This window comes from Bradyrhizobium sp. dw_411, assembly GCF_018449695.1.
GTDB lineage: Bacteria > Pseudomonadota > Alphaproteobacteria > Rhizobiales > Xanthobacteraceae > Bradyrhizobium.
Genome location: NZ_JAAVUY010000001.1, coordinates 520,383 through 536,173 on the forward strand (window position 1 = coordinate 520,383; position 15,791 = coordinate 536,173).

At 61.6% G+C, this 15,791-nt stretch carries 11 protein-coding genes; 4 read left to right on the forward strand and 7 right to left on the reverse strand.

Annotation, left to right across the window (positions count from 1 at the left end):
* The first annotated feature begins 39 nt into the window (after positions 1-39).
* Positions 40-2,109 (forward strand): AAA family ATPase, encoded by a 2,070-nt coding sequence (locus HB676_RS02465; protein ID WP_213736051.1) that lies wholly within the window; start codon positions 40-42, stop codon positions 2,107-2,109.
* 123 nt (positions 2,110-2,232) lie between these two features.
* Here the strand turns inward: HB676_RS02465 and HB676_RS02470 are convergent, their stop codons facing one another.
* From HB676_RS02470 to HB676_RS02490, 6 genes are all read right to left on the reverse strand, one after another.
* Entirely contained in the window at positions 2,233-2,910 is a 678-nt protein-coding gene (locus tag HB676_RS02470; RefSeq protein ID WP_213736052.1) for a hypothetical protein, read from the reverse strand.
* Between the two features lie 102 nt (positions 2,911-3,012).
* A complete protein-coding gene (locus HB676_RS34015) occupies positions 3,013-3,138 on the reverse strand; it encodes a hypothetical protein (RefSeq protein ID WP_275944904.1) in 126 nt (41 codons plus the stop codon).
* Between the two features lie 217 nt (positions 3,139-3,355).
* Entirely contained in the window at positions 3,356-4,387 is a 1,032-nt protein-coding gene (locus tag HB676_RS02475) for a DUF4062 domain-containing protein (protein WP_213736120.1), read from the reverse strand.
* 325 nt (positions 4,388-4,712) lie between these two features.
* On the reverse strand, positions 4,713-6,983 hold the full coding sequence (locus HB676_RS34200) for a ThiF family adenylyltransferase (protein WP_213736053.1): 2,271 nt from the start codon (positions 6,981-6,983) through the stop codon (positions 4,713-4,715).
* Between the two features lie 2 nt (positions 6,984-6,985).
* A complete protein-coding gene (locus HB676_RS02485) occupies positions 6,986-8,122 on the reverse strand; it encodes a hypothetical protein (protein WP_213736054.1) in 1,137 nt (378 codons plus the stop codon).
* Between the two features lie 70 nt (positions 8,123-8,192).
* The gene (locus tag HB676_RS02490; RefSeq protein WP_213736055.1) at positions 8,193-9,143 is read right to left on the reverse strand and encodes a hypothetical protein; all 951 of its coding nucleotides are present in this window, start codon (positions 9,141-9,143) and stop codon (positions 8,193-8,195) included.
* 227 nt (positions 9,144-9,370) lie between these two features.
* On the opposite strand from HB676_RS02490, the gene HB676_RS02495 reads away from it, so the two are divergent.
* From HB676_RS02495 to HB676_RS02505, 3 genes are read left to right on the forward strand one after another with little or no spacing between them, the layout of a single operon-like run.
* Positions 9,371-9,703, forward strand: a complete 333-nt coding sequence (locus tag HB676_RS02495) for a helix-turn-helix transcriptional regulator (RefSeq protein WP_213736056.1) — start codon at positions 9,371-9,373, stop codon at positions 9,701-9,703.
* Positions 9,700-10,212, forward strand: a complete 513-nt coding sequence (locus tag HB676_RS02500) for an ImmA/IrrE family metallo-endopeptidase (RefSeq protein WP_213736057.1) — start codon at positions 9,700-9,702, stop codon at positions 10,210-10,212. Before HB676_RS02495 ends, HB676_RS02500 begins: the two co-directional genes overlap by 4 nt.
* A 12-nt stretch (positions 10,213-10,224) precedes the next feature.
* Positions 10,225-11,157, forward strand: coding sequence for an exonuclease domain-containing protein (locus tag HB676_RS02505; RefSeq protein ID WP_213736058.1), 933 nt, complete (start codon positions 10,225-10,227; stop codon positions 11,155-11,157).
* Between the two features lie 1,115 nt (positions 11,158-12,272).
* Here HB676_RS02505 and HB676_RS02510 read toward each other — a convergent pair.
* Positions 12,273-15,542, reverse strand: coding sequence for an autotransporter outer membrane beta-barrel domain-containing protein (locus HB676_RS02510; RefSeq protein ID WP_249780010.1), 3,270 nt, complete (start codon positions 15,540-15,542; stop codon positions 12,273-12,275).
* Positions 15,543-15,791: the final 249 nt, after the last annotated feature.

Genomic DNA, 15,791 nt, shown 5'->3' on the forward strand with positions numbered 1-15,791 from the left:
CATCTGAGGTTTGTATGGCCAAACGTGTGGGAAACTCAGGTGACTGATCTTGCTCAGAAATATCGTCCGCGACGGTTCTCAGAAATCGTCGGGCAAGACGCTCTGGTCACCTGGATGCGCCAGCAGATTCGCACACGTGAGGGGCGATCGGTGCTGGTGGCCGGTCCAGTCGGGACCGGCAAGACCACGTCAGGCTTGATCTACGCAAAGGCCCTGCTGTGCGACAGTCCGGCCGACGGGGAGGCCTGCGGCGGATGCGATCTTTGCCGCGAGTTCGGCGATCACGGGCGCGATGCCGTCAGCTTTCATGCGCTGCAATGCGGCGAGCATTCAACGGTCGAGGAGGTCAAGGACCTATTGGAGAATGCCCGAGTTGCGCCATTCCTTGCGCGTCGCCGTGTCGTACTGCTCGATGAAGTGCATAATCTGTCCAGGCGGGCTTCGGACGCCTTGCTGCGTATTCTGGAGGCCCCGCCGCAGTGGACTAGCTTTATTCTCCTGACCTACAGATTGAACCTGATTTCCGAGGCCCTGCGGAGCAGGTTGTCCAACTTCGAACTTGGTGCGTTGAACGAGGCCGAGGCCTTCCGACTGCTCACGGGCGTCTGCAATCGCGAAGGTCTGTCATTCGACCGGGAGGGGTTTCGCCTCATCTTTAAGGCGGCGTCAGGCGGCCCTCGCGCTATGCTGCGAGCAGTAGAAAAGACTTGTCAGTTCGGTCCCGTTGACGGCGCTAATGCGCGTCTTGCGCTCAATCTCAGCTTCGAGGACCGGTTGACGGCGTTCGTCCGAGCCCTGTTGGCCAGCGATTTTCAGGGTCAGTTGAAGGAGGTCGAGGAATGGCCCGATACCCCGGAGCGCAAGCTGGACTTCTTGCACCAGTTTTTCGTGTTCCAGTATTTCGAGAGTTTCCGGCGCATCCATCGCGAAGATCCTATCATGCAGAACGTGGGTTCGGAAACACAAGAGGAACTGGTCGATGCGTTCGCGGCCCGCGCTTGCACGTTGGGACTGGAGTCGGGGGCCTATTGGGAAAGCATCATCGCTGCACTCACCTCGAACACGAAAGTCACCGACCACAGCCTTGCGATGATCTTGAGCAGGGTCAACCGGCTGTTCAACCCGTTGCCGGTGATTGGGGCTGAGACGAAAAAGCCGGCAGTTGGATTGACGAAAGCGATCGTGAGAGTGCGATCGACCGCACTATCCGAAGATCAGGCGTATCTCTCGTGGAACGACGTGCGTCCCCATTGGGAGGCAGCGTCGCTTCTGCCGCAACGCTACGGCTTGCTGTTCAATCTCCGACTGACGATAAGTTGTTCGGGATCCGGGCACCCGGACAATAACGGAAATGCTCTTCTAGTTTCCAAACTCACGCATGAACTAGGCATGCGGCTCAAGGACTGGTGTGGCTCATCCTCGCCGGTATTGCACTGGATGTACCGTCATGAGTCGCAGGAGGAGACATCACAGAGAACGCGACTTCTTCTCTCTATTCCCGATGCCCATGTAGGGGCCGCCCTGCGGTGGTTGAGCTGCAAGTTTGTGGTGAGGGCTTCAAGGGCTTGCAATCTAAGGGTCCAGATCGCTTGTCGATCCGGAGTGTCGCAAGAAAGCCGAGTGCGTTTTCATTGGCAGGGTGTTCGCGCCTTGAGCCGGAGTCTCAACCCAAATCTTACTGCCCGCTCTGATCATGGCGTTGTCTCTCCCCTGGTGGAACTCTTGAAAATTCCGCTGAGCTGGCGCGCGCCGGCCCGTCGCACACCGAATGAGCAAGCTCGCGGCGCGTCAAGCTCGCTCACAGTCGGAGCCAAACTGAAGGGTGAGGTCGGCATGGCCAGGCTCTCGGCTCTTAAGGACGGCGCATGGCTGGCGCTCGATACCGGATGGGAATTGCAGGAGCACGAGGCTCGCATAGCGGAGATGGAACGTCGCGACGTTGCTATCGCCAAGCTGGCCGCACTCCTTCCGGATATGGACGATGGGCGCCGCGAAAGTCTGGAACTGGAAATGGAGCTTCTCAAAGCGAGCTGGAGCTCGGACCCTCGGGATTGGCGGAGAAGCTGGTCGGGATGGTGGCAGCCGCAGATGAGCGTCAAACCCGGCTAGTTTCGGCGTCCGACAATGGGCGGACATAAAACACAAGCATTTTCAATAACATACGAAGTTCGCCTTCGGCGAACCTCGCTGCCGTTTCTTCAAGCTGAGTGGCTTAAAAATTCAATCTGATGGTTATTCAGAATGACCTTTGTCGTCGGGGTTCACGAGGGTGGTGTCGATGCCGGACGCGAACACCTGGGGAGGTCTGGTGGTGGCTTTCAGCAGCTCCCTAAACCCAAAACTGCCAGCGTCCGCTTCATAAAGTCGAACCAGTTTCTTGACGTGCTCGGGCTGAACATCGAACTCCTGCGCTACGGTCCCATAGATTGCTTCCAACGATTCCGGCTCCAACTTGCCGGCGTTCTGGACGATGATGTCGCCGGCACGACGCACGATATCTCGCTCATTTTCGGTATCGTGAAAAGATCGAAACACCCCCCGTCCGCCATCTTCATTCACGGTCCCCAACACCAGATCCGAGATAAATTGGCGTGCTTCCTTCTGGCCATCCCGCGAATATCCGACGAGCTTGTGCGAAATGTTGAGGAAAAACTTGTCCACCTTTTCAGGGATAGGGATCTTATTTTCAAGGCAGATTGTAAGAACTTTCCATAAGGAAAGCGTGTTTCGATCGCGGTTATAGTTCGCTATCTCGGTGTTGACTCGCGCTGCGACCTCCGCCGTTATCTCATAGTGACGGGGCGGATTTGTCACGTCCACCGGCGGGTATTGCTGTTCGCGCTCCGCAGGGGGCTTCGCCCGCTCGAGGTTTTCTTGCCACCGCAGCGTCCGCTTTCCTCTGTCAACCATTGGCAAGTCCTGAGCTTGAAGCGGCCATCGAGCAAGCTAGTTTAATCAGGCTCCTATTTTGTTGCAAATTTGCAACGCCACCGAGGAAAAAGCGGTCGCCTCTCATTGGTCTCTCTGCTGCATCGAATAGGTCAAAGCCGCGACCACAATGATAGCGCCCTGCAGCATGACCTTCTGCGGCTCGCCCAGGCCGAAGCTGGTAAGTAGATTGAAGAGGAATGTCAGCATGAACGAGGCGACCGCTGGTCCAATCAGCCCGGCTCGCCCGTTGCCATCAAAACGTGGTGAAGTGGAATCCGCGTTTGATCTATGCGGTCATCACAGGTTTATGTGCGGTCGGTGAGGAGCATCGGTCCGATATGAAGACCCCGACGAAAGGCTTGGTAGTCCCGACGGCAATGACACATTGCGGAGGGATATCCCCGCTGTCGCCGAGCTAGGGAGGCTATATGCCGGAAGCGAGCGCGGCGACGATAGCCTTTCTCTTCTGCGCTCCCCGCACGAGCAATTCCCTTTGATCGGATTGGTCCAACCATTCGAGGAACTTCTGTATCCCGTGCCGGGTGGCGATCTCGTCCCCGCATCCGGAGACGAGAACGAGCTGGATCGCCTGAACGGGATCGAACACGTAGATTCCGAACGGAGCCGCGACGACCGTGGCGTTGGGAAAGCCGAGCATTCGCTGCGATTGCGCGGCGGTGGCGGCCTTGTGACACGCGACCAGATGGACCGGCCCGCCATCGATCGCTGCCAGGCGGTTGGCCAGAAGGTGATCGTCGAGGTGTGGCTGTCCGACCATCTCCCGCGCGGCAGGAACCGACATCGAGTCGGGAACGGCGCCGAGCGCGAATAGGATCTGCTTGTCGGAAATCGTCCGCACGCATATCCGATCGCTCGTCTCTGCCTTGCGGGACTTGGACATCGCGAGCGATAATCTCGCGGCGGCGATCATCTGGTTGCTGCGCTCCGCGTATCCAAGCCTATTCCACTCGAGCGACGGGCCGAGATAGCCGCTTCCGCGGCGGGTATCCTTCGTGCCGCGCTGGACCAGCATGACCGTGGCCTTGGCGATCGTCCTGCATATCTGCGCTTCGAGCGCGGGGCCGTCCTTGGCGGACGCGATGAATCTGTTCGCCCTTTCCATGTACGCCTGAAAGAGCCTATCGGCCGCTGAAGACGGTGCCGTCGGGGCCGAGGGCTCGCCGATGTTGATCGCGAACGTTTTGCCTGGCGCCTGCTCCCATGCCGTCTGATACTCTGCATGGCAGATGCCGACGGTACCGTCCTTCCCCGTCCAGCCGGCGTTGCCGTTGAAGAGTGCCACCAGAATGTCGCAGTCGCGCGCCTGCGACATGCACGCCTCCCAGGAGTCCTGACTGGCGTCCGCGACTGCGTCCTCGTTGATCCATACCTCGTAGGGCGTCTCTCCGAGGAGCCGCTCTGCTTCGACCTTCTTCTTGATCTGACGGCGGATAATCGCTGAGCCGGACGACCGGCTTCGAGGCGAGCGGGAAGGGGTCGTTACACCTGCTCGAGATCATGATCTTGATCTTTGAAGACGTCGCCATCGTGGTTGCTCGCTGTTCGATTCCGTCTGGTTCCACGCGATCTTGGCCGATGCGACGGTACACCTCAATACCGCGCGGATGATCTCGGCCCGCGTTCTACGGCCGATCAACTGGCAGCAGCGGGCGGGTACGGGGTTGCGAAATCGTCATGGTGCCGCGGAGCCTTCGGCCAGTAGGGTACTTTACCCGCGGCAAGGAGATTTACGTCCCCTATCCGTCGGTCAGCTGCAGCTTCTACCCGTCACGGTGAATGGCAACTTTGAGGAGGCGCCCTTCGCCTTGGCAGAGAGACGGGTCGAAGCTGAGGAGCGAGAAGTCCCCGTAGTGGGCCGCAATGGCCATGAGACCAGGCAACCTGTCCGCCGCGAGTTCGCTTCCCAGATAGGCGAGTTGGGCGATGTCGGTGTCGCTCGGACGTGCATTCGCATAGCGGGGATGGGAATGCCATTCCCCGAGATACCTGACCTGATGCATCGACCGGCTAGTGACATCGTCGATAGATTGGGCGAGACCGACGACGCCGCGCTCGAAGCGCGTCGGGCTGCCGAGACTGTCCTCCGGCTCGGGAAACGCATGAGCCAAATGGAGAGCTTGGCGGCTGTGGTCGGCGATGCCCACGATGGCTCCGCCGGTCTCGTTGGGTAGGCGCGCATTGCGCAGCGTGGAAAGCTGATCCAGAAATCCGCGATCGTAGCTCACGTGCCAGGCGCCGATCTCGACTCGCGTGACGGGTTCGCCGTTTCGCTGCACGACGGAGATCGAGCAGTTCGGGCCGAGCGTCCACACCGTCAGCTTGGCATCGTCGGTCGAAAGCGACTCGACGACGCCCCTCGCCGCCAAAGCGCTGAGGACCGCCGCTTGAGTCGCCGGGATCCTGTTGGTCAGCGAGCGGCAAGAACCGCTGTAGCGTACGCCGCCTTGCGGAACGTCGAGATGGTCGGCCAGCGACGGCTCGGTCAGGACGAGGCGGTGATACTGCGCCTCGAGGTCGCGCAGCGTGATGTCGCGCCGGGCCGTTTCCGTCATCACGACAACGGCCGTGCCCGAAGGGTTGAAGAAGGCGCAGACGCGCCTGGCGTCCGCCGCCAGATCGCTCAAGTGACGGGCGACGCCGACCGACGCGGACGCGTCGATGATGACGGAGGCCGCCGAATAGGCCGCATCGAGCGCCTTCTGCTGTCCCTCGGTCGGTGCAACGACGTTGGCGATGATCGCGGACTGGGCCTCGTTCAGCAGCGCCGAGATCTGCCTTGCCAATGCGTTGGCCTTCGGCGCGCCGATCTCGTCCGCCAATAGCGCGTGACGCGCCATGTTGTGCGGCAGGAGCGCGTCGCCGTCCACGACGGTCCATTCGAAGGCGCCTTCGCGCGCGAGATCCATGCCGAGTTGGGAGCCGAGCGAACCGGCGCCGATCAGCACGACCTTCCTCCGGTCGGCGGCCGCTGCGCCGGCGATCGAGGCCGCTAGATCCCGATCGAAGGCGAAATGGACTTGCGCCGGCACGAGAGGCAGTGCGGCTCCCGCGACCGGCGCTTCGGGGAACGCGCGAACGTAGCCTTTGCCGACGTTGTTCGCGTGCAGTACGCCCAGCAGGACCCCGATCTCGCCCGCGGTGTTGGTTGTGATGAAGGCCCGAAAGTCGTCGGCGGTGCGACCTCCTTCGGCGGTCACGGGGAGACCGACGACGATTGCAAGACGGCCGGCCATCCGCCTGACGCCGTCGTCGGCGATGCCTGTCCACGCCTTCAATCTCTGCTTGATCTCGTCCATCAGCTTGAGGCCGATCGGTGCCAGTTCGGCCGCTAGGCTTTCCAAGGTTCGAGGTAGGCGCCGGATCGAGGTCATGGCTTGCGGCGGCAGCGCGAAAGCCATCACGGTTAGGCCGATCCCGCCCGGTGGGGCCTGCTTGGACGGAAGGGCGAAGACCAGGCCCTGATTGTCGGCTCGCACGAAGCCCATGAACTCGGAAGTCGTGGACCCGCCCTCAAAGACGCTGCGCGGCAGGACCAAGGACGTGTCCGCGCCGTAGAACAGCGGATCCGGCGGTTGCGCTGGATCGTGGAGTTCGCCGCGCGCCGCCTTTGCCAGCCAAAGCTGGACGAGCCGAGACAGTTCCGTCGGCGTGTATGTCAGGCGGGCTTCCGGCCACGGTCGATCGTCGACGCACAGCGAGAACGGCATCCCTTCGGGCACGCCGTTCTGATGCATCGTGTGGGGGAAGTCGTTCCGCAGCGCCAGCACTGCCGGACGGACCGACGGCGCCGGAAAGAGTATTCCGATCGGCTCGCGGGCGCGGATCGGGTGGGCGAGGTCCTGGGGGCGCTCCACATCGATCTCGACATGGACGCCGAAATATCCGGTCGTCTTGTCTTCCTTGATCTCGACGAACGTAGTGCACGGAAGGCCGCCGAGCACTGCTTCCGCGAACGAACGGGCCGGTCCGGGAGCGACGTCGTCGAGCGCCGTCGCCTCGCCGAAGGCGGTCCACCACGCGTGGATCGTCACGCCTAGCCCGCCCGCACAGGGGTCGCCGCCACGCTCACCGCGCCGGCGGCGGTGGCGGAGACCAGCAACAGCTGGGCCCCGCGTTCGGTGATCTCGATGGTCGTCGGCTTGGGCTTGCTCTTCGAGGGCAGGTCCATGGTGACCTTGAACTGACCGTCCTTGAGATCCGCGACCGACCGGTAGTAGGCCGCGGCCTGGCGGTGCGGAGGCTGCGGATCGAGATCCTCGGCGCTGCCCTTGGACGGGATCGACCAACTGGTCGACATCATGATCGAGCGCTCGCGCCCCTGCGTTTCGCAAAGCCACTTGACCTCGTCGGTCGGCTTGGTGACGTCGACGCCTTTCTCCGGACCGATCGACTTGTAGGAGCAGTGGTGCGGAATTTTGAAGATGTCCCATAGCAGACGGTCCTGGTTGCCATGGCGCTTGGACGTGATCACGATCTGGTTGATCGAGTCGTAGTCGATGTCCGACATGAAGAGCGCGCAGGTCTCGCGGCCTGCCTCCCGGAACGTCGCCTGGAAGACCACGCTGTGCTGGTTGCGGTCGACGATCTCACTCTCGTTCTGATGCCAGCCGAAGGGGCTGTGGATGAAGAACTGGACGCGTTCGGGACCGAACATCGAGAAGCCGGGCACGTACTGGCCGGCGTCGGTGATGAGGTGCGCGCGCGATTCCAGCGTCAGGCCCTGCTTTTCCAGCCATTCCTTGAGCTTGGTCGGGCGCGAGAATACGCGGATGCCCTTGCCGACCCGCAACCTGTGCCGCGCCTCCTGACGGACGATGCGGGCGCTGTCCTCGCAGCCGTCTTCCAGAATCGCCGCGGCGGGCACCCACAACTCGTCGATCTTGATCCGGCCTTCGCTTTGGTACTTTGCGGCATGTTCGAGCCAGAAGAAGTCGCCCGAACCGCAGCAGTGGTCGTCGTCGAGATGAGTGTAGCAGACCACGTCGTAGTAGTCGCGCTTCGCGGCGCGCAGGTCGGCCTTGAGCACCTCGGGCAGATCAATGCGGGCGTCCCACATGTCGGCGGGATTGCGCATGTCGGCGTAGTCGACCAGCATCTTGCGGCCGTTGGCCATGTCGATGCGGGTGCAGTCGGCGTTGCCGAGGGGATGAAAGGTCAGTTTGGCCGTCATTTCGGTATCTCCGATCTATGCGGTGATCTCCGGATGTCGGAAAGCCGCGTTGAGGATTCTGGGCGCTTTCCTATGGGCCGTAGCGTCTCCGACCCTGATATCTCTGCCGCAAGGTGTCTTCGTTGAAGGAGAGGATCCGACCCTTCTTCGAGCGGAAGTCCATCGTCGAGGAGATGTCCTTCGAGTTGCCCTTGAGGTTGACGGCGCGATAGGCGCCGGTGTGGTCGCCGATCGACTTGATGATCACGTCACCGGTTTTAGTGGTCATCAGCCGGATGTCCTGCTCGTGCAGCAGGTCCCGGATCTCGTCGCGCGGATGGTCGTACTGGTTGCCGTAGTTCGATGAACAGATCGCGAGCCGCGGTGCCAGGCGGGCGAGGAAGCCCTTTGTGGTGAAGCCGTTGTCGGCACCGTGATGGGCGAGGATCATCACGTCGGTCTCGGATTTCAGGATCCGAGAGCGGCGCAAACGCGCCGAGATGTTCGGCGATTCGACGTCGCCGAGACTGAGGACGTTGAAGCTGCCCTTGCGGAAGTGCCTCACCGTCGAATTGTTGTTGGCGCAATCCGCGTCGAGATGCAGCGGATTGTAGAGCGTGTCTTCGAACGCCAGATCCTCGGCTTTCTGCAGTCCTGCGATGTACTTGGGCGTGACGTGGCGGACCGTCGGCGTACGGTTCGCCTTCAACTGCGCGTCCCTGTAGGCGGCGATGATCTCGAGGCATCCCTCTCCATGGTCGGTATAGGGATCGTAGCCAGGGCACTCGATCCGGAGCGGCCGGATCAAGTCGAGGAGTCCCTGCAATTCGTGCCGATTGCAGTGGTCCGCGTCCCAACTGGTGATGTGTAAGCTATCGGCGAACTCGACGCCGCACCGGTGCATCTCGTACACGAGCGCGACCTTGCTGAACTCGGTGAGCCGCCCCTCGATGACCGTGAAGTGACCTTCCGCGAACAGTGAGAAGGACGAGCCGGGAACTCGAAGTTGATAGGCGCGGAACCGCGTCACTATGCTTTTCATCATGCGGGCTCGCCTCGGGTCGTTTTCCGCGGGTGCCGCAAGGTTTGAGGTCGGATCGGGACAGCCATTGCGACTCCTAAGTCGGGGAGATTCTTGTTCCTTGCAACTTAGCCGAGTCTCGGCCACAAAAGCATCCCTGCAATATTAATTTTTGGTAAGGTTTCTATTAAGCACAAAAATGTTTGCGTTGTTGACGGCCGACCAGAACTTCGATTCTCTGCATCAACATGTCTGATTTGGAGATCTATCGGATCATTGGTGCGAGCCTGGCGGCACGACGTAAGGAGCTGCGTCTGAAGCAGGCGGAGGTGGCCGACATGATCGGGTTGAAGAGAGCGTCGCTGGCCAACATCGAAAGCGGGCGACAGAAGCTGATGCTTCATCAGATCTACAGGCTGGCGAAAGCGCTGCAGGTCAAGTCGATCACCGAGCTCGTTCCGAGCAGTTTCTCCTTCGAGCAGGCGAGCGGCCCGCTGATGATCGAAGGCAGCGACGTAAGCGACACGCAGCGGGCGCAGATCGAGAACTACGTGAGACGGACGGGTGGGGGCCGGCAATGAACGAACTGGACGAGGCCAGAGCGCAAGCGAGTGCCCTGATCAAGAAACTGGGATTGAAGGCGCCGCCCGTTCCCGTGGACAGGCTCGCGAAGGTCTTGGGAGTTCGCATCGAATACACGCCTTTCGACGACGAACTGTCCGGCATGGCGTTCATCCGAGACGGCAAGCCGGTGATAGGCGTCAATTCGAATCATCATCCGAATCGCCAACGCTTCACCATCGCGCACGAACTGGCCCACGTGGTCCTGCATCGCGCGAAGCTCGAGGCGACGGTGATGATCGACAAGGGCAGGAATTTCATTCCGCGCGATTCTATTTCGGCCGAAGGCATCGATCCCCTCGAAAAGCAGGCCAATGCGTTCGCTTCTGAACTGCTGATGCCCGAGCGGCTCGTGCGGCAGGTGTTAGAATCTTCCCGCGACATCCAGGACGACGACTACCTGATCGGCATGGCCAACCGCTTCCGCGTCAGTCTCGCCGCTCTGCAATTCAGGCTCGCAAGACTGTAAGCGAAAGCGGTCGTGGCATTTATCCTGTACGATCTTGAGACGTCGGGGTTGAACAAGCGCTTCGACCAGATACTTCAGTTCGCCGCCGTCAGGGCTGACGCCGACCTCAACGAGACCCACCGGTTTGAGACGAAATCGCGTCTCTTGCCTCACGTGGTTCCGTCCCCGCAGGCTTTGCTGGTCACCGGGCATACGCTCGCCGAAGCCAACAACCCTTTCAGGCAGTCGCACTATTCGATGGTGTGCGAAATCGCGAAAATGGTGACTTCATGGTGCCCGGGGACCTTTCTCGGCTACAATTCGATCCGGTTCGACGAGGAGTTTTTGCGGCAGGCGTTCTATCAATGCCTGCATCCGATCTTTCTGACCAACACGAACGGCAACGCGCGCGCCGACGTGCTCAACTTGATGCGGGCCGCGACGACGCTGCATCCATCGATTATGCGCGCGGGCCTGGAGCCCGACGGTCGTCCCACTCACCGGCTCGGCGCGATGGCCGCGGCGAACGGCGTCCCGTCGCGCGCGCTCCACGACGCCGCAGCCGACGTCGACGCCATGCTTGGTCTGTGCCGGCTGGTGCGTGCCGGCGCGCCCGAGCTCTGGTCGACGTTTCTCCGTTTCTCTGCCAAGCCCGCGGTGGTCGATTTCGTTCGGGACGAAGAGGCTTTCGCCTACTTCGACTATTTCGGCCGCCCGCAGGTGATGCATTTTCTGACCAGGGTCGGCATCAACTCGAACGACGCTATCCGGAGGCCGAAAGCGGTCTGTCGAAGATCGCGCTGCAGTGGATGCTGCGGGATCGCGTCCGACGAATGGGTGTGGCGCTCTGGGTACAAGGAAGGGAGCGAATCGGGGAAGATCGGCACCGATCTTCGTCTGCCCGAAGATGATTTGAGCCCATATCTCGCCGAGAAACCGACGTACTCCTTCGGGGCTTATTCGTAGTCGCTCGTACAGCTCTTCAGGACCCCATAGTTCGTACTTGATGCCCAAAGACGCGAAACGCTTCTCTTCTGCTTCGATCTGGTGGCGAACTCTGACGCCGGTAACGTTGGTCGCCGCCGTCGCTAGAACGAAGTGCCGGACGTCTTTTTCCTTCCAGTGAGTCGAGTAATGACGCATGAATTCATTCGACCATTCAGTGATCTTCGCGGGCGTCGTTAGGGTATAGCATTTCGCCGATAGAATCGCCGAGCCACCTGCGCGGCACTGAGCGATCCCATCCGCCCCATATTGCGCTTCGCCTCCGATTCCGAACAGGCTTGCGTCTCGGAAGCGCTTGTCAAGCGCGAGCAATTTCACCGACATGCGCTCGAAGCGCTTCGGGTGTTCATTCATTTCATGGAATGCAGGGGCACCGGTGGCGTCCACCGGTGGCCGCAGGGAAGGAAAATCGGTCATCTCATATCTCTGTGAGTGCTCCACGATGGCGCTCAAACAGGACCGCCACTACCAGTCGCAACGCATCATCACGGCTTTTCGTGCAGGCGAGCGGCGCTTGAGCGCAAGCGCGGACCGGCGCCCCCACCTTCCAAGTGTATGCCAAGAACCGGTCGGACGCTCACGCTATTCAGACCTCATGGGCAGGTGATCAATCGAAAGTTGCTCTAGTATCGATGATGTGCCTACCTTCTTGCGTGGCGCGCTGAAAGACAAGACAAAGATGGAGTATGGCGTCCAATTGAGATCCTTGTAGTGTCGGGGCTTCGAAACGTCGATCTCAGTGAGTTGCCCGACGATAGCCGTTTCTTTGCCAAGCCTTACGATAGTCAAAAGGTTATCGATGCATTGATTCAATGGCCGCCTGAGGGGGGTTTAGTGTCTCAGACCTAGTAGAGCGGCGAAGATGGCTGGCAGATTACTCGCTGGGTGGAATGATCCTCCATCGACTTCGGGACACAAGATTGGTACACACCGTGTCTTCGGGCGTGCAAGAAGTGCCTGGTTTTATTGAGTTTCTGTCGAAGGCGTGGCAATCCCTCCCTCTCCGCCATTGTTTCTCAGCAATTAAAGTCAGACCCTTCTCGAACCGCCATCTGAGGCGGCGGAGCGCGAGGATCTCACCAAGCGTATCTTACGACACCCTTGCCGGCGTACGAGCTCGTGACCTTCGAGAACTCGCCTTCGAAGGTCGCAGAAGCCGACCAGCCGTTGCGCCACTTCATCTCGATCGACGCGGTGGTGAGCGCCGAGTCCGCCGCTTGCGCCGCGCCGTTGACCGTGAAGCTTGCGCCCGGCAGCGCCTGGAACGTCGCGGCGATCGAACGGTTTGGATCGTAGTCGTGCGCCCAGGCCACACGGCCGCGCAGCGTCAGGATCGCATCGGTCACGGCAAAGGACTTGTCTGTGCGAAGACCGAGTTCGCTGCGAACGTCGGTGACATCTCGTGCGCCATAGGCCAGCGCAAAATTGTTGGTGCCGACGGCTACGCGCTCGGCATAGGTCGGCAGGTCGAAGGTCACGAACTGCGCTGCTGCATAGGGCGTGATTCCGATGCCGCCGACCCATGGCGCGACAAGGCGATATCCGCCCTCGAGCCGGCCCGACCACGCATTGGCGTTGAACTCGGCGCGGAGCTGGTCGATGCCGGCCGCGGTCACCGTGCGGTTGGTGGTGATATCTTGCCAACCATAGGCGAGCGCCGCGGAGATATAGGCTGGTCCCTCGGTGTGGCGGACATAGACGCCGGCCTGGAACAGGTCGGATCGCCCGGAGCCGCCATTGGTGACGGAGAAGCTCGTGCCACCGCCCGCAAGCGCGAAGCCTGCGATCGTGTTCGGCGAGAACAGATAGTCTGTGCCGACAGCCGTGCCAGCGACGCTGCTGGTGGTGTTGTTCGTTCCGGTCAGCGCATTGCCCGAGGTTGATTGCGAGCCACCGTATCCTGCGGCCCACACGCTCCAGCGCTGGTCGAAGGTTTGCGGCGGCGCCTTGTTGAACATCGCGAAGGGGTCGGTCTTTTTGGTCGCGGCGTAGGCGTTCGCTTGATCGGCATAGCCGGATGACGGCGACGGCGCACCGAACCCGCCATTCCGGTTCATGAACGGATCGGTCATCAGCCCCATGAACTGGCTCATCGCATCGAAGGTGGTCTGCTGCGATCCAGTCGCGGTCTCGCCGGAAGCCTGCGATAACTGCGCCGATGTCAGCGCGGCGAACACCATAGGTATGCCGCCGGTGGCATTGAAGAAATTCGTCAACGCGTTGCCGACCGCCTGCTGATTGCCGTTGAGATTGCCGGGAATGCCGAAGTTGAGAGTCAGGTTAAGATAGGCGTGGGTCGCATCATAGCTCAACGTATCACTGAAGTTCGCCGGCAGGTTGGCATTCGTAACTGTTGCGTTGAACGTCGTGCCGCCGAGGCTCGCCGCCGTCAGGATCATGTACTGCTTCGCGATATAGCTGCCGGTCGCGAAGCTCGCATTCACGGTTGCGCCGCCGAGTGTCGCGGCGCCGGTGACGTTGGTGAATGATGACGTCGCTGGGTTAATGTTCACCGCATAAAATGCGCCCGACTGCATCGCGAGGCTGCCGTTGATCGTCAACGATGTCCCCGGCGTGCCGTTGCCCGGCGCGAGGGTGCCGCCGGCATTGACGGTTGTCGCCCCGACCGAACCGGTGCCGTTGAGCACGCCGCCGGCTCCGACGGTGGGATCGTTCAGCGATCCGTTCACCGTCAGGGTGCCGTTGCTCACGGTCGTGCTGAGGAAACTGTTGGTGCCCGATAAAGTCGTCGCGCCGCCGCTCAGCGTCAGGCTCATGTCGTCCGCGATGCCACTGATGGTGCCGCCGAATGAGGTGATCGCCGCATGCAGCACGCCGTTCTGCAGCGTACCGCCGTTGAGCGTCACGCCGGCCTGCGTCTGCGTGGTGCCGCCGAGGTCTAGCGTGCCGCCGGTATTGACCGTGGTCGTTGCGGTCGTCGCACCCAGCGTGCCCGCACCGGATAGCGCGAGCGTGCCGCCGTTGATCGTCGTCCCGCCGGTATATGTCTCGATCGCCGTCAGCGTCAGCGTCCCCGCGCCGAGCTTGGTCAGCGTATCGCCGGCCGATCCGAAGGCGCTGGCATAGGTCACGTTCTGGCCGTTGGTATCGATGCTGTAAGCCTGAACCTGGCCATGGCCGGGCTGAAACTGCGCGGAATAGTCGGTCTGGTTGGCCGAACTGTATTGCAGCGTGCCGCCGAAGAAAAACAGCGCTGCCGATGACCCCAGCGCATTGGCGCTGCCGACATTGAGGATACCGGCCGCGAACACCGTCGCGCCCTGATAGGTGTTCTCACCGGTCAAGGTCAGCATACCCGGACCGTTCTGCACGATGCTGCCCGCTCCGCTGATGGTATTGTTGAGGATCACTGCGGAGTTCTGCACGAAGGTGACGTTCGTGCTCGTGGTATCGAGCGCGATGCCACCGATCAGTTGCCACGCGCCGGACAGTGAAATCTCATTGGCGCCGCCGGTGAACTCGATCGCGTTGGCGCGCATCGTACCGTCGCCGGCGAGGCCCCCTGCAATCGTGCCGCTGTTGATGATCGTCATTCCCGAACCGGTAATGCCGTTGCCGCCCAACCCGTCGCCGGCCGGGATAATCGCGAATCGTGCGTAACCTCCGTTGCCGCCCTGGATGGTGCCGGTATTCATGATGGTGAGGTTATTGAGGCCGGCGCCACCGGCGCCACCGGCACCGCCGGCGGCGCCGCCATTGCCGTTGCCGATGGCGCCGGCGCCGCCATTGCCGATGCCGTCGCCACCATTGCCAGCGTTAAAGACGTCGCTACCGCCGTTACCGCCGTTAATGGTCCCGGAGTTGGTGATCGTGGCGTTGCCGATCGTGAAACCGGCGGCGCCGCCGCCTGCGGTAACGCCGTAGCCGTAGCCGCCGCCGCCGCCAATGCCGGCACCGCCGCCGGCCGAGGAGCGGCTGGCGCCTGCCGATCCACCCTGGATGGTGCCGCTATTGGTCAGCGTGGATATCGTGCCGCCGCCGGGAGAGCCGTTACCTCGATAACCGCCACCGCCACCGCCGACGCCGGCACCGGCGCCGGCGTACGCCGGCGAGTCGCCGCCAAGGCCATTGCCGCCATTGCTGCCACCGGCGCCACCGAGGCCGCCGGTGCCGCCGCCAAAACCGCCACCGCCGCTACCACCACCACCACCACCTAAGCCCAGACCACCATTGCCGCCAAAAACTTGCGCAGAGCCCGGTGCAGGCATGGCGATCGTCAAGGCGGTGGCGAGCAACGGGCCAAGTCCGAGCGCGGCTGCGCCGATCCCGCGGCCGGCCGCAACGTTGCTGCCGGCAACATCTGTACTTTTCGATTTGGTGGTCAATGCGGTCTCCGGGCGAACCCGGAGCATGCCAGGCCTTGATTACAGGCCATCATATTCGACGCAGCGGCCGGCACAATCCGCAGCCGTCCTTGCATCCCATATGGCCGTACCGCTGGTTCATTATTGCGGGTAGCTGTCGCGCCTCGGTTACACCAGAAATGATCAGGTGCCGCGACGCCGTTGGCTCGCGACAAGGGCGCGTTCCGGTGCCAAGCGCATTGGTTTAAATCGCTGGCACCGTAAGGCCTG

Excerpts from the sequence above, each read along its gene's own strand:
- HB676_RS02470 (WP_213736052.1), bottom strand. The coding sequence starts at position 2,910 with ATGGTTGACAGAGGAAAGCGGACGCTGCGGTGGCAAGAAAACCTCGAG.
- HB676_RS34015 (WP_275944904.1), bottom strand. The coding sequence starts at position 3,138 with ATGCTGACATTCCTCTTCAATCTACTTACCAGCTTCGGCCTGGGCGAG.
- HB676_RS02485 (WP_213736054.1), bottom strand. The coding sequence starts at position 8,122 with ATGACGGCCAAACTGACCTTTCATCCCCTCGGCAACGCCGACTGCACC.
- HB676_RS02490 (WP_213736055.1), bottom strand. The coding sequence starts at position 9,143 with ATGAAAAGCATAGTGACGCGGTTCCGCGCCTATCAACTTCGAGTTCCC.
- HB676_RS02495 (WP_213736056.1), top strand. The coding sequence starts at position 9,371 with ATGTCTGATTTGGAGATCTATCGGATCATTGGTGCGAGCCTGGCGGCA.
- HB676_RS02500 (WP_213736057.1), top strand. The coding sequence starts at position 9,700 with ATGAACGAACTGGACGAGGCCAGAGCGCAAGCGAGTGCCCTGATCAAG.